Source organism: Rhizobium sp. 05N49 (genome assembly GCF_056396805.1).
The window spans coordinates 402,870-419,378 of the sequence record NZ_JBFTME010000004.1; the positions used below are offsets into that span (position 1 = coordinate 402,870).

At 58.1% G+C, this 16,509-nt stretch carries 14 protein-coding genes; 8 read left to right on the forward strand and 6 right to left on the reverse strand.

Annotated features, from left to right (window positions below; all coding sequences use genetic code 11):
* Positions 1-39: 39 nt before the first annotated feature.
* Together AC1DF8_RS11500 and AC1DF8_RS11505 are read right to left on the reverse strand one after the other, a co-directional pair.
* Positions 40-2,319, reverse strand: a complete 2,280-nt coding sequence (locus tag AC1DF8_RS11500; protein WP_478153610.1) for a PAS domain-containing protein — start codon at positions 2,317-2,319, stop codon at positions 40-42.
* A gap of 60 nt (positions 2,320-2,379) precedes the next feature.
* Positions 2,380-3,030 carry a response regulator transcription factor gene (locus tag AC1DF8_RS11505; RefSeq protein WP_112546294.1) on the reverse strand — a complete coding sequence of 217 codons (651 nt, stop codon included), beginning with the start codon at positions 3,028-3,030 and terminating at the stop codon, positions 2,380-2,382.
* A gap of 872 nt (positions 3,031-3,902) precedes the next feature.
* Between AC1DF8_RS11505 and AC1DF8_RS11510 the strand changes: the two genes are divergently transcribed.
* Positions 3,903-4,547 carry a response regulator transcription factor gene (locus tag AC1DF8_RS11510; RefSeq protein ID WP_478153612.1) on the forward strand — a complete coding sequence of 215 codons (645 nt, stop codon included), beginning with the start codon at positions 3,903-3,905 and terminating at the stop codon, positions 4,545-4,547.
* 51 nt (positions 4,548-4,598) lie between these two features.
* Complete coding sequence (locus AC1DF8_RS11515; RefSeq protein ID WP_478153614.1) at positions 4,599-4,985, forward strand: response regulator transcription factor; 387 nt, start codon at positions 4,599-4,601, stop codon at positions 4,983-4,985.
* 45 nt (positions 4,986-5,030) lie between these two features.
* Here the strand turns inward: AC1DF8_RS11515 and AC1DF8_RS11520 are convergent, their stop codons facing one another.
* Complete coding sequence (locus tag AC1DF8_RS11520) at positions 5,031-6,566, reverse strand: PAS domain-containing protein (RefSeq protein WP_162729951.1); 1,536 nt, start codon at positions 6,564-6,566, stop codon at positions 5,031-5,033.
* Positions 6,567-6,874: 308 nt separating this feature from the next.
* On the opposite strand from AC1DF8_RS11520, the gene AC1DF8_RS11525 reads away from it, so the two are divergent.
* From AC1DF8_RS11525 to AC1DF8_RS11535, 3 genes are all read left to right on the forward strand, one after another.
* On the forward strand, positions 6,875-7,621 hold the full coding sequence (locus tag AC1DF8_RS11525; RefSeq protein ID WP_112969109.1) for a glucose 1-dehydrogenase: 747 nt from the start codon (positions 6,875-6,877) through the stop codon (positions 7,619-7,621).
* A 456-nt stretch (positions 7,622-8,077) separates the two neighbouring features.
* On the forward strand, positions 8,078-8,857 hold the full coding sequence (locus tag AC1DF8_RS11530; RefSeq protein WP_478153617.1) for an alpha/beta fold hydrolase: 780 nt from the start codon (positions 8,078-8,080) through the stop codon (positions 8,855-8,857).
* Between the two features lie 245 nt (positions 8,858-9,102).
* On the forward strand, positions 9,103-9,585 hold the full coding sequence (locus AC1DF8_RS11535) for a hypothetical protein (protein ID WP_478153619.1): 483 nt from the start codon (positions 9,103-9,105) through the stop codon (positions 9,583-9,585).
* Positions 9,586-9,665: 80 nt separating this feature from the next.
* Here the strand turns inward: AC1DF8_RS11535 and AC1DF8_RS11540 are convergent, their stop codons facing one another.
* Positions 9,666-10,421 carry an SDR family oxidoreductase gene (locus AC1DF8_RS11540; RefSeq protein WP_478153621.1) on the reverse strand — a complete coding sequence of 252 codons (756 nt, stop codon included), beginning with the start codon at positions 10,419-10,421 and terminating at the stop codon, positions 9,666-9,668.
* A 628-nt stretch (positions 10,422-11,049) separates the two neighbouring features.
* Here AC1DF8_RS11540 and AC1DF8_RS11545 point away from each other — a divergent pair.
* Together AC1DF8_RS11545 and AC1DF8_RS11550 are read left to right on the forward strand one after the other, a co-directional pair.
* On the forward strand, positions 11,050-11,688 hold the full coding sequence (locus AC1DF8_RS11545) for a response regulator transcription factor (RefSeq protein ID WP_112969113.1): 639 nt from the start codon (positions 11,050-11,052) through the stop codon (positions 11,686-11,688).
* A 440-nt stretch (positions 11,689-12,128) separates the two neighbouring features.
* Positions 12,129-12,890 carry an SDR family oxidoreductase gene (locus AC1DF8_RS11550; protein ID WP_112546303.1) on the forward strand — a complete coding sequence of 254 codons (762 nt, stop codon included), beginning with the start codon at positions 12,129-12,131 and terminating at the stop codon, positions 12,888-12,890.
* A 144-nt stretch (positions 12,891-13,034) separates the two neighbouring features.
* Here AC1DF8_RS11550 and AC1DF8_RS11555 read toward each other — a convergent pair whose 3' ends face one another.
* The gene (locus AC1DF8_RS11555) at positions 13,035-13,871 is read right to left on the reverse strand and encodes an alpha/beta fold hydrolase (RefSeq protein WP_478153624.1); all 837 of its coding nucleotides are present in this window, start codon (positions 13,869-13,871) and stop codon (positions 13,035-13,037) included.
* A gap of 505 nt (positions 13,872-14,376) precedes the next feature.
* Here AC1DF8_RS11555 and AC1DF8_RS11560 point away from each other — a divergent pair.
* Complete coding sequence (locus AC1DF8_RS11560) at positions 14,377-15,102, forward strand: winged helix-turn-helix domain-containing protein (RefSeq protein WP_478153626.1); 726 nt, start codon at positions 14,377-14,379, stop codon at positions 15,100-15,102.
* A 23-nt stretch (positions 15,103-15,125) separates the two neighbouring features.
* Here the strand turns inward: AC1DF8_RS11560 and AC1DF8_RS11565 are convergent, their stop codons facing one another.
* Positions 15,126-16,307 carry an adenylate/guanylate cyclase domain-containing protein gene (locus tag AC1DF8_RS11565; RefSeq protein WP_478153628.1) on the reverse strand — a complete coding sequence of 394 codons (1,182 nt, stop codon included), beginning with the start codon at positions 16,305-16,307 and terminating at the stop codon, positions 15,126-15,128.
* Positions 16,308-16,509: the final 202 nt, after the last annotated feature.

A 16,509-nucleotide genomic window follows, 5' to 3' on the forward strand; every position in this document is an offset into this window, starting at 1 on the left:
TGATGGCGAGAGCCAGCGTGGTGCGTTTGTCGCCGTTAGTCATGCTGACAGGGCCTCGAGTTCTTTGACTGACGGCCTGATGTGGATTTCGCGCGGCGCCGGCTTGGCGAGAAGGTCGCGCACCGGCAGGCTGAATGTGATCGATGCACCGCCGCGAAGCCCATTCTCGGCCCACAGTCGTCCGCCATGGGATTCGATGATCGATCGGCAAATCGCAAGGCCCATGCCCATCCCATCCTGCTTCGTCGTGTAGAACGCCTCGAAAATCTTCTCGGTGTCGCTGATCCCGGTGCCCAGGTCGCTCACTTCCACTTCGACGGTGTCGCCGTCCCGCAACCTGGACTCGATCTTTAGTGTACGGGCTCTGGGCTCGATATCGTGCATCGCTTCGATGCCATTGCGGATGAGGTTGAGGATCACCTGTTCCATTTGCACATGGTCCGCGCTGGTCGAAGGCAGATAAGGATCGAGATTGACATCGAGCTTCACCTTGTTGGAGGCGAGCCTGTCGGCGATCAGTTCGCAGGCATCGTTGATCAGATTGTTCAGATCGACCGTGGTTCTGGGGTAGGCGGTCTTGCCGAACAGCGCCCTGATGCGGCTGACCACTTCGGCGGCCGCATCGGCATCGCGCACAATCCAGTCGGCGGACCGCAGGGCGCGTTCGAGATTCGGCGGTTCCGCGCTCAGCCAACGGCGGAAGGCATTCGCATTGGCCACCACCGCCTGCAGCGGTTGATTGAGTTCATGCGCAATCGAGACGGAAAGTTCCGACATGCTGGCGGCGCGCAGCGCCCTTGCCAATCTCTCGTCGGATTGGCGCAGCGCCTCCTGCGCACGGACCTCGTCGTCGATGTCGAGATTGACGCCGTACCAGCGAATGATCTTGCCATTCTCGTCGCGCAGGGGTTCGACGCGTGAATCCATCCATCGATACTGCCCGTCCTTATGGCGAAGCCGGCCCTTGTGATTGATGGGCTGACCCGTCGCAATGGCATGTCTGAACGCCTCGGTCACTGCGGCGCGATCCTCGGGATGGACGAGTTCTGCTTCGGCAGCGACCTCTTCCGTCGTCCTCGAATGAATATCGCCTTCGTTGAGCCCTGCCCATTCGGAGAAGCGCTTGTTGAGATAGCAGGGAAGTCCTTCGGGGGTCATGAGCCAGATCAGAGACGGTACCGTATCGACGATGAGGCGTAGTTCCGCCTCCCGCTGGCGCGCTGCTTCATGCGCTTCCATCTCGTCATGGATGTCGAGGCAGACGCCGTACCACTGAATGATCTGGCCATCGGCATCGCGAAGCGGCTCGGCTTTGCCGTCGATCCAGCGATAGACGCCATCGCAGCGCCGCTGCCGATATTTCAGGGCGAAGCGCTCGCCGGTTTTGAAAGCCCGCGAAAGGCTCTCCTGAAACAGCGTCTGGTCTTCGGGGTGGATCGTGTCGATGATCGCTGTCGCGAACCTCCTTGTATCCACGGGATCATTGCCCTCCAGCGAAATCCCGGTCCAGTGCATAAGGGGCTTGTTGATATAGGAGGTTTCGCCGGCCGGGCTGGCGCACCAGATGAGGGCAGGGACTGTGTCGATCATCTGCTGCAGCTGCTCCCGGCTTTCCCGCAGAGCAGCCTCCGCCTTTCGTTGATCGTCGATATCGACCGATGTCGCGAACCACGCCGTAATGTGGCCGTTTTCGTCACGCGATGCGATGGCGGAATCGCGAAGCCATCGGTATGTCCCGTCGGCGCGCCGCACACGCTGCTCTTCGAAGATCGGCTCGCCTGTCCTGAGGCTGTGTTCCCATCGCTGCTTGCATCCCTCGACATCGTCGGGATGCACGAAGAGGCTCCACCATGAATGATTGTCTAGCTTGGCGATCCTGCTCATTTCCTCGGCAGTTACGCCGACAAAGTCGAGCGCCTTCGGATTCAGGAAGCGCAGGCGGCCGTCAGGATAGGCCGACCAGCCAAAGCCCGGAATGTCTTCGATATTGGGCTGGATGTTCTTGTAAACGCGGTCGAAGAGGCTCTGCGGCTTGAAGACGTTGATGAAAAACCAGAGCGCAGTGGCCGAGCAGGCGAACATGACGACCCGCGCGGGTTCATCATTGCCGAAATTGGCGGGGGAGAGAATGACAGTCGCCGTCAACAAGCAGCCGATGAGCAGCACGGCCAGACCTGTGCGCCAGCTTGTATAGAGCCAGATGGCGACCATTGCGACGAGAATGCCGGAGGTGTCTGCGAAAAGCCCTGCCAGCAGGATGCCGCTGCCGCCAATAGCCATGGCCGTGACGATCCGTTCTTTTGACGATGTCAACTGCATGGGAGTCCTCTTTGCTTTGCTGTCGTTGTCTTTTCCCCGACCTGACGCTGGTTGGTAATTTCAGCCATCGTTCATTCGGACATGCGACGGCAGCGCCTGCCAGACATTGAAAAGCTGCGCCACCGAACTGACCTGCATTTTTTTCATCATATTGCTGCGGTGAAGCTTCACCGTAAATTCGCTGATCCCGAGGGAGAAGGCTATCTGTTTGTTGACTTCGCCGGATACGACCAGCTTCAGAACCTGGCGTTCGCGTACCGTGAGGGTTTCAAAAAGGGAAACGTATCGATCGGCTGCAGACAAGGCGTTCCTGCGGCTGATATCTGTTGCGATGGCGCTGGACACGGCATCGAGAAAGGTCTGGTCCCGTACGGGTTTGGTCAGGAAATCCTGCGCCCCAGCCTTCATTGCCTGCACGCTCATCGCAATATCCCCGTGTGCCGTCAGAAAAAGCACCGGTGTGGTGACGCCATTGCGGGTCAAATGATGCTGCAGGTCCAGACCGCTGATGCCGGGCATACGAACATCCAGGACGACGCAACTCGGGCGGTCGGGCAGCTTCGCTTCGAGAAATTCCCGGCCCGATAAAAACGTCATTGCGTCGATGCCGACCGAATTCAGCAGGTTCTCCAGAGCCGCGCAAACGGTCTCATCGTCGTCAACCAAAATCGCGACCGGACTTTTCGACCCCTTGGAGGTGGCCACCCCCATGCATGATCCTCCAACTGCCAGCAGACATGCCGCTTCCCCGAACTGCGTGAGAATACCGTCATCGACGAGAAAATTGAAGGAGGGGGCAACTAAACCAAGTATATATTGCGGAGCACATTTTTATATGTCTGGGTTCTTGCGGCCCAGCATGATGCTATGCAGAGATGCGCCCGGCTTCGGCTAGCGGGACGCAACCTTGAGCGCCGTCGGACGATGCTCGAGTGGCATGGCGAGCGTTTCGCCATTCACGATGAAATATGCGACATTCGGTTCGGCTTGCGACGACGAGGATGTCGCGAGCGGCACATAGATTTTTGCGGACGCCTTGGGCGCCGATGTAGCTCCATAGCCGAGATATGCAAGTATTGCGATTATCAGACCGCCGATGATCACGAGCGGAAGCCTGGGCGTCTCGAGAGGCCTGTACCGAGAGCTTGGGTCATATCTCATCATAACCGCCTTTGATCGATCTTGGTCGTGATCAGCTTACAGGCGGCTCGCGGGCTAAGCAGTTATACGAAGGTGTGCGACGGGGGCAACGAAGGTGTGCCTTGCGATGGTTCTGCGCGGGTGCATCCGCGCGGCTCACCTGACGCAATGGGCGGACTACCTGTTTGCAATGATGAGGGAATTTGACCGACTTGCGGATCAATCTTGCAGCCGAACCTAGCCCCCTGGCGTATTTTGGCGAAGCGGGCCGCATGGTAGTATTGCGGCCACATGACCACGTCGCCAGGTGAAATTTCGGCGTGGCTCTCAGCTGACGGGAACCCCCTCATGAACGCGGCACACCGGAGCAGTGTCTGGCTTGATCGCTGTCCGGCGGTAGGGGAGTTCTGCAAAGCAGTCGTTTGGAGGCGCGGAAAGCCATGATGATCGATCAAGTCAGCACGAGCGACGAGCCGGTTGTCTGTATCGTCGACGACGAAGGCCCTGTCAGGGCTTCTCTCGTGGACCTTTTCGAGTCGGTGGCGATGAAGGCCATCGCATTCGAGAGCGCTTCGGATTTTCTGGAGCGCTGCGATATGAGGCAGGCCGGCTGCATTCTCCTCGACGTGCGGATGCCCGGCATCAGTGGCCTGGACTTTCAGGACCAGCTCGCCGCCGCCGGCAACACCATGCCCATTATCTTCATGTCAGGTCACGGAAGTGTTCCGCTGACCGTAAAGGCAATGAAGGCAGGAGCGACGGATTTCCTGATCAAGCCGTTTGCAGGCAGCGCCGTGATCGCCGCAGTCGGCGAAGCAATCAGGCGAGATGCCGAGAACCGGAAAGAGGCCGCTATCCGCGCCGAGTTGCAAATTTGCGAGGCCAGGCTTACTCCGCGCGAGCGGGAAGTCTTGCATTATGTCGCAGCCGGATTGATGAACAAGCAGATTGCACATGAAATGCAGATCAGCGAAATCATGGTGAAACTGCACCGGGGACGAATGATGAAAAAGATGCAGGCCGGCTCCCTCGCGGAGCTCGTTCGCAAATTTGACATGTTGAAACCGGATCTCAAACTGTATCAGTAACCTGCGTGGCGCCTGGCTCATTGCCCGAAAAAGAAGAATTGTACTTACGCAATGGCAAGTTCCCCCAACAAGACAGTCGCCGTCATTGATGACCATCGCTATCTCAGGGAATCCCTCAAGGATTTGCTCGAGGCGGCCGGCTATGAATGCGAGCTCTATGAGTCAGCCGAGACATTCCTGAGCGAAAAAGGCTATTCGCTTGCTGATTGCATTCTTGCCGATGTCAGAATGCCGGGAATGTCAGGCGTAGAGATGCTCCAGGCATTAGGCAGAATGCCATCCCATCCGCCTGTCATCATCATGACGGCACATGGGGACAAGGAGGTCGAAGCCGCCGTCTCTCAGGCAGGCGCTGTTGCCTTTCTCAAGAAACCCGTCAATGCCGATTTGCTGATGTCGTGGCTGGAGCGCGCGATCAAGGATTATCGCGGAGGCTAGAACACCCCGCAGAAGTGCGCAGGTCCTGCATTCGGAATTGCGTTGTCACGCGTGAGCCGCCTGTTCCATCTCAAACGGCAGGGTAAAAACGAACTTCGCTCCGTGTGGATCGGCCTGCTCCACGCTCAACCGTCCGCCGTGAGATTCGATGATGGAGCGGCTGATCGCCAGCCCCATTCCCATCCCCTGTCCTTTCGTCGTGAAAAAGGGTTCGAATATTCTATCGGGGAATTCGACGCCCGGGCCGCGATCGCTGATCTCGATCTGCACTGCATCCATGGCGCGGCAGGCGCGAATGCGCAGGACGCGGTCGTTGCCGGCAGAATCCATGGCCTCCAGGCCGTTGCGGATCAGATTGATCAGGACCTGTTGAACCTGAACCCGATCGAAGGCGATCGGCGGAAGGTCTCGCTCGAACTCGAGATCCATGCGCACCCGCCGCCGCATCGCCTCCTCGGCCATGAGGTCGCGCGCTTCTCTGACCACGCTATCGAGTGCGGTATAATCTCTCGATGTTTCCGAGCGTTTGAATAAAGCACGGATGCGGCCGACGACTTCGACGGCGGAATGAGCGCTTGCCGAGATACGTTCGACCGCTTTCTGCGCCCGTTCTATATTGGGTGGTTCCGCTGAGAGCCAGCGCTGGCCGACATCCGAGCTTGATATGACGGCCGCGAGAGGCTGGCTGATCTCATGAGCGATCGAAGCGGAAAGCTCGGCCAGGCTTGCTGCCTGGCTTGCACGCGCAAGGTTCAGCTGGGCAAGGCTCAAGGCCTCCTGCACGCGAACCTGATCCTCGACATCGATCGATAGGCCGTACCATTCCACGACTGCGCCGTTCTTATCGCGAAGGGGCTCGAAGCGGCCTTCCGTCCAATGGAACGTACCGTCCGGCCCGCGCCGTCTGTATCGCATCATGAAAGCCTCGCCAGCCTGGATGCAATGCCTGATCCTGCGCTTCACTTCCGGCCCATCCTCGGGATGGAGAAGCTCCTGCGCTGCCCGTGCAAACTCCTCGAAATTTGCTTTGAAAAGTCCGAGTTCCTGCATGTAGCGTCTGCTGACATAGGAGAGCTCTCCCGCAGGCGTCCAGCTGCAGATGTGTACCGGCAAGGCATCGATGAGCCGTTGAAGATGCCGTTCACTTCGCTGCAGCGCCTCTTCGGCGTGGACCTGATCGTCGATATCATGGCAGAGGCCATACCACTGGCTGATGCGCCCATGCCGGTCATGTATCGAATCCGCGCGGCTCGACATCCAGTGATAGACGCCATCATGGCGGCGCAGGCGGTATCGCGTGGAAAAGCTTTTGCCGGTGGCGAAGCAATATCGGAGCGCATCCCTGAAGCCCGCGGCATCATCGGGATGGATCGCCATCTCGATCATTGCTTCGAGCCGGCTCATGCCTGGCTTATGGATATCGGCGATATCCCGGCCGAGGTAATCGATCATCTGCTTGTTAAAAAAGATTGGCTCGCCGTCTGCCGTTAGCCGCCAGATGTGAGATGGCACCCTATCGACGAGTTCGGCAAGCGCCCGTTCTCGTTTGCGCAATGCCCTGGCGCTCCGGCTGACGATCATCCCCCGCTCCCGGCGACACATTCGCGTCTCAACAGGCTGAAATGCCCTGCACAGGATTTATCCCACGATACAGTGGAAGACGGAAGCAATTCATACGGGAACGTATCTTGGCATCAGATCGCTTCGATCCGCCCAATGGTTGTCCCGTCGATGACGAGTGGGCGCTCTCATCTGCAGCCGGGTTTCAAGGCAGATGACCGCCCGCGCTGTTCATTTGTCTGTTCTGGGCACAGTTCCTTGTCCTTGCGCACGGCTAATGGAGACCGATGCGACAGCTTATTTCCTGGGTCTCAACAAGGAGAATTAGGATGCTAGATCTAAAGGATAAAGTGGCTGTCATCACCGGTGGCAATAGCGGGATTGGCAAGGCGACGGCGCTCCTTTTCGCCAAGGAGGGAGCGAAAGTCGTCATCACCGGACGTCGTCAGGATGTTATTGACGACGCGGTTCGCGAGATTGGCCACGGAGCGATCGGAATTTGTGGCGATGTTGCCAGCATCGATTTCCATCGCCGGCTCGCGGCTGAGGTTACGGAGCGCTTTGGCGCAATCGATATCTATATGGCCAATGCCGGCATTATCAATCTCGCGGCGTCAGAGGCGGTCAGTGAGGCCGAATACGACCAGCACTTTGCGGTCAATACGCGCGGCGTCTTCTTCGGTGTTCAGACCATCGCTCCGCATATGCGCGATGGCGGAAATATTATCGTCACGAGTTCTCTGGCCGGGACAAAGGTTCTGCCGAACCACACTGTCTATGCCGGCACCAAGGCTGCGCTCGCCGCATTTGCCCGCAATTGGGCGATTGAATTCAAATCGCGCCGGATCCGTGTCAACATTCTTAGCCCCGGTCCGGTCGAAACCGAGATCCTGGGAAAACTCGGCGTCAGTGAAAGCAACCGCCCGCAATTCGAGCAGCAGATGGCTGACCTGATACCGGCAGGACGTCTCGGGCGCCCCGAAGAACTGGCTCAGGCCGCGCTCTTCCTCGCTTCGGCTGGTACCTTCGTGAACGGAATCGAACTTCACGTCGATGGAGGCATGTGCGTGGCCTGACACTGGCGCGTGAGATTTCGTGTGGCCGGATCGCGTGCCGGCCGCGCGAGCGTTCGCTCGGATTAGTCCCATTACGCCTGCGGCCCGCGGTGGAGGACAACGTGCGCTCCGACGCAAAATCAGACATTGGTCGGATTTATCGAACGACGGCTGTATGGCCGACGCGGTCAGGATCGGGCCTCACAATGCCGGTAGCTCCCAGGCAAACCGGTTTTGAGGGCGACCCGTGGGCGACTCTTCAGTCGTTACCGCACGAAAAGCCCTAGAACGGAGGTTTGGATTGCTACGGAGCGCGGCCAATACAATGATAGCGCCGCTCACGTCGGCTATCGCAGCGCCCGGTGGTCCGAAACATTCTCCCATCCATTTGCTCGCGATTAGTTGAACAAAAAAGACTCGACACCTGAATAATTGCGCCATATTAACTTGTGCACAATCAAAAAGAGGAAGCCACTTATGCATAAAATCCTGAAATCCGTATTCGCACTCGGCGCACTGGCAGCTCTTGCCGTCCCTGCTGCCGCTGAATCTGCAAAGCCGACGGTGGTACTCGTGCACGGCGCGTTTGCCGATGCTTCGAGCTGGAACGATGTTATCGCTCGCCTCGAAAAGGACGGTTATCCGGTTGTCGCGGTCGCCAATCCGCTGCGCAGCGTGAAGTCGGATGGTGATTATGTCGGTCGTGTCGTCGCAGGGATAAAGACGCCGGTGGTTCTCGTCGGTCATTCCTATGGCGGTTCGGTCATCAGCGAGGCCGCGACAGAGGCGAAAAATGTCGAGGCACTGGTCTATGTCGCTGCCTTCGCCCCCCAGAAGGGCGAGTCTGCTGCCGATCTCTCGGGCAAGTTCCCAGGCAGCACCCTGGCACCGACGCTTGCCGAGCCCGTTGCATTGGAAAATGGCGGAAAGGATCTGTATATCCAGCAGGACAAGTTTCATGAGCAGTTCGCTGCCGATGTGCCGGCAAAGACCGCCAAGCTGATGGCAGCAACTCAGCGTCCGATCACCGAGGCGGCCTTGACGGAGGCAGCCCCCGGCGCGGCGTGGCAGACCATTCCGTCCTGGTTCATCTACGGCGACGCGGACAAGAACATTCCCGCCAAGGCTCTTGGCTGGATGGCTGAGCGTGCCCATTCCAAGGAAACCGTCGTCGTGAAGGGTGCATCCCACGTCGTAATGGTTTCTCATCCTGACAAGGTTGCGAAGATCATCGAAGACGCGGCTTCCGCCAAGTAAGGCTCAATCTTCGAGTTGTTCCCGAATGGGCTCCGTCCTCGTTGGCGGAGCCCAAATGTTATTGCGGTAGGGGCACAGCTCTAAACAATCTGAAATTGTGCATCGCCGGCAGATGATGAATGGCCTTTTTCTGCAAGCTGATTGCCAGCAGGTAGTTTCTCGCCTGTCTCAAGAGGTGGTCGGCTGCGTTCCAGTCGCTCTCACGTTCGGCTCCCCAACCTTGGTTTGGGAGGTAAGCCTCGGACTTGGATGGTAATTTTGAGGCCCGCTTATCCAAGGAGGTTGCGATGCAGGTCACGAAATTCATTGTCTACGCAATGGTCGGCTTCAACATATTGCTTGCCGGCTGGCTGGCGCTGTACATGCTCTACGATCCCGAAAGCTGGTATTATTTTATTCCCGGCGTCACCGATACAGGGATGTACAACCAGCACTTCATTCGCGATATCGGCATCATCCAGGGCTTTATAGCGCTTGCATTTGCCTTTGGGGCCTGGAAGCCTGGCCGGCGGGTCGAGATGTGGGCCGGGGCGACCCTCTGGCTCATCGCCCATGCAACGTTTCATCTTTGGGAAGTCGCTGTCGGCATCTGCTCTTCGTCGGTGATCCTGCGCGACTTCCCGGCGGTGAGCCTGCCCGCGATCTTCGGGATCATTGCAACACTTTGGGCAATTCAGCAGGCCACAGGCTCCGCGAGCCGGCAAGGAGTTGCAGGCATTCGGGCATAGAGCGGGTGCTCAACCCATAAAAGGAGGCGCTTTGCGGCGCCTCCTTCTTTCGTCTGCGACGGCTAGCATCTGCGTAAGCGCTAAGCCGCCATCATCGATCGGGAAAGCCAGTCGTGGAACGTCACGGTTCCGGCAAGGGCATCGGCTCTCGGAAGGAGTGTCGTTTCGGCAAGTTCCACACCGAAGAACGGCGCTGTCGGATCGATCGCAATCGAGCGTGGATCTTCCGTCGCCGTCAGGATCTCGCGCGCCATTTGGTCCAGTTGTACAGGGTCCGGGCCGGCGATCTCGATGATGTCATTGCGGGGCGTGCCGATCATGATCCTTGATATCAAGGTCGAAGCCTCGTCCGCCGCAATCGGTCTGACCAGAGAGGGGGGCAGCCGGAAACCATTCCCATCGGCTGCCAAATCGATGATGCCGTTGAAGAATTCGAAGAACTGGGCGGACCTGATAATGGTATGAGGTAGCCCAGAGGCCCGTATGAGATTTTCCTGCACCATCTTTGCGCGGAAATAGTCGTTTTCCACCAGCCGGTCCGTGGCGACTACGGACAGGGCAAGATAGTGCCCGATGCCAGCATCCTTCGCTGCCGCCAGCAGATTTTTGCCTGCCTGCTTGAAGAAGCCGAGCGCGTTTGAATCACCGAATGATCCGTAATTGGTGACATCGATCAGCACGTCCGCGTCGACAAGCGCCGCCCTCAGCCCTTGGCCGGTATAGGCGTCGACGCCGGTACTGGTCGACACGCCACTGACGGTTTGACCCGCTCGTTCCAATTCACGAACGATCTTGGATCCCATCATCCCGCTCGCACCAACAACCAAAATCTTCATCTCACACCCTCGGGATAGTGACCGACATGCTGAAAGGATAGCCGTTTCCGGGGGCGGATCGATAAAACGAAGTTTTGGGTTGACCGGAAGCAGGGGCGACGGGTGTTCGCTCGAACCTCATGTTCCCGCGATTAATGTCATTTACCCAGCGTAAGATCCGAACCCGAACCAAGGTTTGGCAAACCAATGTTAGGGATGCCTGGCATGGCATCGGCCAGTATCTGAGTATCCGTGAGCCGTGTTAACCGGGCACGATGGGGATGATGAACGCAGGGCTTTTTCCGGTTTCTTCCTGCGGCTAACGAAATGGCAGCCGAGCGTCCAACCCATCCGGCTTATGTCCTCGAGCAGGCAAAACCGGCAGCGTTTGCTGCCGGTTTTGTTCCGCTTTGACGACGACGCATACCCGCAACAGGCGATGGTAAACCAAGGTGTATCGTCCGCCGGCGCATATCCTATGCTATCGATTGGCGTCTCATTGAGCAGGCTCGCATCATGCCGGCCGGCTGTAGCCTGTTTTGATCTGGCGGCTGGCGTGTTTGGTGACTGAGAGCCGACAAGGGGCAAAGCAGAGGGATACGGGCGCATTCAAGGGTCGGAATCTCTCAGATGCCAGAGAGGTAATTCGATGCAAAACGCTCAGGTGAAAACGGACAAGAGCGCCGAGCCGGTCGTTTACGTCATCGACGATGACGCGGAGATGCGCAGTGCCCTCGTGGATCTTTTCACGGTCACGAACAAGCGCGCATCAGCTTTCCCAAACGGTCTGGAATTTCTCAAAGGGGCTGATGTCAATGCGCCAGGCTGTATCGTCGTCGACATGCGAATGCCAGGGGGCTCGGGGCTTGATCTTCAAAGCCAGCTTCTGGCGCTCGGCAGTAAACTGCCGCTCATATTCCTCACGGCCCACGCGGATGTTCCGACCAGTGTAAGGGCAATGAAGGCGGGGGCGACCGACTTCATCACGAAACCCTTCATCAACCAGGTTCTTCTCGACGCCGTGGATCACGCCATCAGGATAGATGACGAACGCCGCAAGTCGAATGAGGAATTGAAACGCGTCCAGGCGCTTGCCGACAGCCTGACACCCAGGGAGCAGGAGGTCATGCATGCGGTGGCAAGCGGTTTGATGAACAAGCAGGTCGCCTATCAGCTTGGTATCAGCGAAATGACGGTCAAGCTTCACCGCATGAGCCTCATGCGCAAGATGCAGTGCCGCTCTCTGGCAGATCTCGTGCGCAAGGTCGAACAGCTTCAGCGGGGTTAATGCCTGAGCCGTTCCGCGCCCGAAGCAATCGAACTCCGGAAAGACCGGCTTGCCTCGATCTCTGTGTAAACTCGCGATGGCCGCATAGCGCTGCCCGTCTGGCCGGGTATTCCCGGCTGAACTTCTGGTCGGTTACATGGGGCGCGGTCCGATCCCCAACGTATGTTTGGGTATGCGCCCAACCACAATCGCTTAGGCTTAGATCCTGGCAGCCGGCTCAAGGCTGCCGTCTCTTCCACAGGAATCCAGGACCGAAGCGATGACGCAACCCATTCATTCTACGGAGAGATCGTCAGAGCCTCCCACCGTGCTCACGGGGTTGTGGCAGCTGGCGCAGTGGCCGGTCCGGACAAAGTCGATCTGACCTGGCTACCGCCCCGCCTCGCTTGCGCGGCGGGAGGTTCATTCAACTCTTTGGTACAGCAAAAAAGGAGCAGATTATGAAAATCGTCGTTATCGGCGGAACCGGCTTGATCGGTTCGAAGCTCGTCAAACGCCTGCAGGCCAAGGGCCACGAGACTATTGCCGCCTCTCCCGCATCCGGCGTCAATACGATTACCGGCGAGGGGCTTGCCGACGTTCTCAAGGGAGCACAGGTCGTGGTCGACCTCTCCAACTCCCCGTCCTTCGAAGACAAGGCAGTGATGGAATTCTTCCAGACCGCGGGTCGCAACATTGCGTCTGCCGAAGCGGCTGCAGGCGTGAAGCATCATGTCGCACTGTCCGTCGTCGGCACGGAACGCCTTCCGGAGAGCGGATACATGCGCGCCAAGCTTGCCCAGGAGAAGATCATCAAGGAATCCGGGATTCCTTATTCCCTGGTTCACTCGACGCAGTTTTTCGAATTCATGTTCGGCATCGCTCAATCCGGCGTGCAGGGCGACAAGGTTCACCTTTCACCGGCGATGATGCAGCCGATCTTCTCGGACGATGTTGCCGACGCGCTTGTCGATGTCGTTCTCGGTAATCCGTTGAACGCCACCGTCGAAATCGCCGGTCCGGAACCGATCAAGATTGCGGATGCCGTCACCCGCTATATGCGGCAGATCGGCGACAAGCGCGAAGTGGTTGCCGATGATCAGACCCGTTATTTCGGTGCTCTGCTGAAGGAAGGCTCCCTTATGCCCGGTAATCAGGTACGGATCGGCAAGACGCGGTACTCCGAATGGGTCAAGACGGCTACCCCACCTCCGGGTCACTGACCGGGCATCAAAATCTGCGTTGAAATAATCAAAGCCCCGGAAGGGGCTTTGATCGTTTTGGGTGGTGAATTGCCGATCGACAATTCCCGAAGCTCATCGCAATGCTATTCGAAAAAGGGGGCGCCTCAGCAGCGCCCCAAATCATCAGGCCTTGAAGAAGCTGAGCAGATCGGCATTGACGATGTCGGCATGCGTCGTCGCCATGCCATGGGGCAGGCCCTTGTAAATCTTCAAGGTCGCGTTCTTCAGCAACTTTGCGGAGAGCGGAGCGGAATCGGCGACAGGGACGATCTGGTCATCGTCGCCGTGCATGACGAGGACAGGCACTTCGATCGATTTCAGGTCTTCGGTAAAGTCCGTTTCCGAGAACGCCTTGATGCCGTCGTAATGGGCCCTTGCTCCACCGGCCATGCCCTGCCGCCACCAATTCTGGACGATGGGCTGCGAGACTTGAGCACCTGGGCGATTGAAGCCGTAGAACGGGCCGCTGGCCAGATCGATATAGAACTGCGACCTGTTGGCTGCCAGTGCCGTGCGAAGGCCGTCAAAGACCTCAATCGGCAGGCCGCCCGGATTGGCGGCCGTCTTGACCATAATCGGCGGGACGGCCCCGATGAGAACGAGCTTGGCGACACGCCCCTTTCCGTGACGTGCGACATAGTGGGTTGCTTCGCCGCCGCCCGTCGAATGGCCGACGTGGATTGCGTTGCGGAGGTCGAGATGCTGGACAACGGCCGCAGCGTCGGCGGCATAATGGTCCATGTCGTGACCGTCGCTGACCTGGGTCGAGCGGCCGTGTCCGCGGCGGTCATGCGCAATGACGCGATAACCCTTGCCGAGGAAGAAAAGCATCTGGTTGTCCCAGTCATCAGCGCTCAGCGGCCAGCCGTGGTGGAAGACGATCGGCTGAGCGTCCTTCGGACCCCAGTCCTTATAGAAGATCTGGACGCCGTCTTTGGTCGTGACGTATTCGGTGCTCATGGTGTGTTCTTCCTTTGAGTTCTTTGGCTCATCAGCCATTGCGGATGCAGAAAATCTCAAGGTTGCGGCAGCGACTGCAAATGTAATCGCCCCCGCCATCGTATCTCGGCGCGTTGGCCGAAAGTGTTGCGGATCCATATAGTTCTCCTTGTTTCGAGATGCTTGGTAGGTGCCGCGAACTGGTTGCTTTGGGAGGAGTAGTGTCGCCGAACCAAGCTTGGAGAAGCTATATTTTATGGGGATTGTGAGAAGCTATACTTCCGTTTCATCAATGGCCATTCGGACGCCCGAATGTCTGCCTTGGGCACCAAGGGATCTGAAGAGCGGCGATTCAGGAACACCGTAAACCCGCAGATTTTCGGGTGAAACCCAAACGGACGTTTGATCGTCCGACAGGCGCGCTTCGACTATGAGCGGGGAGGGGCGCCATTGAAGACAACTCATCGCAAGTCATTGTCATATTCGGCTGGGCTGTGCTCCGTTCCCGTGCCGGACGGAGAAGCCCATGCAGCATGTTCTCGTTGCCGATAGCGATCACTCTGCGCGCAGTCTCATCCGTGATTTTCTCATGCAACAGTCGTTTCGCGTTACTGCCGTCAGCGCTGGCGATGAATTGCAAAGTGCGCTTTCCAGGGACGTGATCGATGCGTTCGTCGTCGATCTTAACCTTAAGGGAGAGGACGCCCTCGAGATCGTGCAGCAATTGGCAACACTCTCGGCGGCGCCTGTCATCATCACCAGTGCCGATCGCACCGAGGAAGCCGACAAGGTCTTGGGATTTGAGCTTGGCGCAAGCGATTACATCACCAAGCCATTCGGCCTGCGAGAGTTCCTGGCACGGCTGAAGGCGGCCATGAGGGTGAGGTCCGCGCCCGATGCCGGGCGGGAACGCCGTACTTACATGTTTGGCGACTGGATGCTCTCCATGCGTCAGCGAATACTTACGCGGCCGGGCGTTGGCGAGACGCAACTGACCGCCGCCGAATTCAATCTTTTGGTCGCGTTCCTGAACGCACCGAAACAAGTCCTGTCCCGTGAGCGGCTGCTTGCGGCAAGTCGCGTCCACTCGGAAGAGGTCTTCGATCGAAGTATCGACGCGCTGGTTCTGCGCCTGCGACGCAAACTGGAAACGGAGCCGTCAAAACCAAGCCTGATCAAGACGGCGCGTGGAGCCGGCTATATTCTGGATTGCAATGTGATGGTGGACGAGGGGCTGCGGCTCAAACGATAGACCCTGATCTTTACCGACGGGCGTCAGCCTCCGACCGGCGGAAGGCGAAGAGCGTGAACCTCGACCGGTTCTTCGAAACCTCTGAGGTTGTAGAAACCCAGGCATTCCGTCTGGTCCGAACATCCCGCCATCCGAACGAAATCGGCCGACATCAGGGCCGGGCGCTGCAGTTCTTTCGTCAAGGCTTCAAGGCGAGAGGCGATATTCACGGCGGGGCCGATCACGGTGAAATCCAACCTCTTTTTCGAGCCGATATTGCCGTACATCACCTCTCCGAGATGAATGCCCGTGCCGTAGCGGACTTCGTATCCGAATGCCGCTCCCTGGAAGCGTTTGATCGCCTCTTGCGCCTCGATGACAGCCTGAAGGAGACCGGTGCAGGCATCGGCCTTCTCCAGCGGAAATACAGCCAGCAATCCATCCCCCATGAACTTGAGGATTTCTCCGCCGTGTCTTTCGATCGGATCGGCGATGGCATCGAAATATTGATTCAGAATGGAAATGACCTCATCGCGTGGCCGGCGATTGGAGAGCTTGGTGAAGTTTCGGAGATCGCAGATCATGATGGCGGCATTCACCGAGGTCCCGCTACCCCGCGTCGTCGCTCCATCCAGGATCTGTTCCCCGGCATGCGGGCCGACATAGGTCTGCAGAAGTGTCAGCGCCAGTTGGTTCTTGAGGCGAATTTCGCTGACCAGTGAAAACAGCGGAAGGATCTCGCGGAAGAGCGCCATTTCCTCATCGGTAAATCCGCCCGGTTCGCTCGTCGAAAACGTCGCAAGGTGTCGTTTGCCCTGCGTATGGTCGATCGGCCAGGCGATGTAATCGGTGTGGCCCTCCTGCTTCAGCTCTTCGAAGACGGAAAATTGATGCGGCCCGTGGATCTGGAGCCGCTGGCGGATCTCGACGCCGCTTTTGATGACGGCGCGAAACGGACTTCTGAGAAAAGCGTCGGTCGCCTCGACATCGTAACCGATCGTCGTGATATCCGCTTCGCGGTGATTCTTGACCCAAACGACTCGCGTTCCGAGCCACTGGGGATGATGAACGCGAAGATGGAGGCTGGCGCGGCTGAGAGCAACGCCGCAGGAAGCAAGACGGTCGCAGAGTTGCAGAAATATGGGCTCGATCTGCAACTCGTCTCTAACGCCTGAAATCAGCCAGTTCGCGAGGGAATGACGGTTGGCACTGTCGAGATTATGCATTTTTCGTCTCGTTAACCGCGGACTCTATGTTTGGCCAGAAGCACGGCGCTCCGACCCGGCATTGTGCTCAACGCGATGGCTCTTATTGCGGTGCAAGCGGTCAGCATATCAGGTTTGGTGTCAAGCCCACTCTTGTTTTAATAGTCAGATGGGCTGACGGGCGACTATGCTATGCGCCGAGGACTTATTGCCAAAGGCCCGA

Coding starts and splice junctions, on each gene's coding strand:
- AC1DF8_RS11500 (WP_478153610.1), bottom strand. CDS start 2,319: ATGCAGTTGACATCGTCAAAAGAACGGATCGTCACGGCCATGGCTATT.
- AC1DF8_RS11505 (WP_112546294.1), bottom strand. CDS start 3,030: ATGGGGGTGGCCACCTCCAAGGGGTCGAAAAGTCCGGTCGCGATTTTG.
- AC1DF8_RS11510 (WP_478153612.1), top strand. CDS start 3,903: ATGATCGATCAAGTCAGCACGAGCGACGAGCCGGTTGTCTGTATCGTC.
- AC1DF8_RS11515 (WP_478153614.1), top strand. CDS start 4,599: ATGGCAAGTTCCCCCAACAAGACAGTCGCCGTCATTGATGACCATCGC.
- AC1DF8_RS11520 (WP_162729951.1), bottom strand. CDS start 6,566: ATGATCGTCAGCCGGAGCGCCAGGGCATTGCGCAAACGAGAACGGGCG.
- AC1DF8_RS11525 (WP_112969109.1), top strand. CDS start 6,875: ATGCTAGATCTAAAGGATAAAGTGGCTGTCATCACCGGTGGCAATAGC.
- AC1DF8_RS11530 (WP_478153617.1), top strand. CDS start 8,078: ATGCATAAAATCCTGAAATCCGTATTCGCACTCGGCGCACTGGCAGCT.
- AC1DF8_RS11540 (WP_478153621.1), bottom strand. CDS start 10,421: ATGAAGATTTTGGTTGTTGGTGCGAGCGGGATGATGGGATCCAAGATC.
- AC1DF8_RS11545 (WP_112969113.1), top strand. CDS start 11,050: ATGCAAAACGCTCAGGTGAAAACGGACAAGAGCGCCGAGCCGGTCGTT.
- AC1DF8_RS11550 (WP_112546303.1), top strand. CDS start 12,129: ATGAAAATCGTCGTTATCGGCGGAACCGGCTTGATCGGTTCGAAGCTC.
- AC1DF8_RS11555 (WP_478153624.1), bottom strand. CDS start 13,871: ATGAGCACCGAATACGTCACGACCAAAGACGGCGTCCAGATCTTCTAT.
- AC1DF8_RS11560 (WP_478153626.1), top strand. CDS start 14,377: ATGCAGCATGTTCTCGTTGCCGATAGCGATCACTCTGCGCGCAGTCTC.
- AC1DF8_RS11565 (WP_478153628.1), bottom strand. CDS start 16,307: ATGCATAATCTCGACAGTGCCAACCGTCATTCCCTCGCGAACTGGCTG.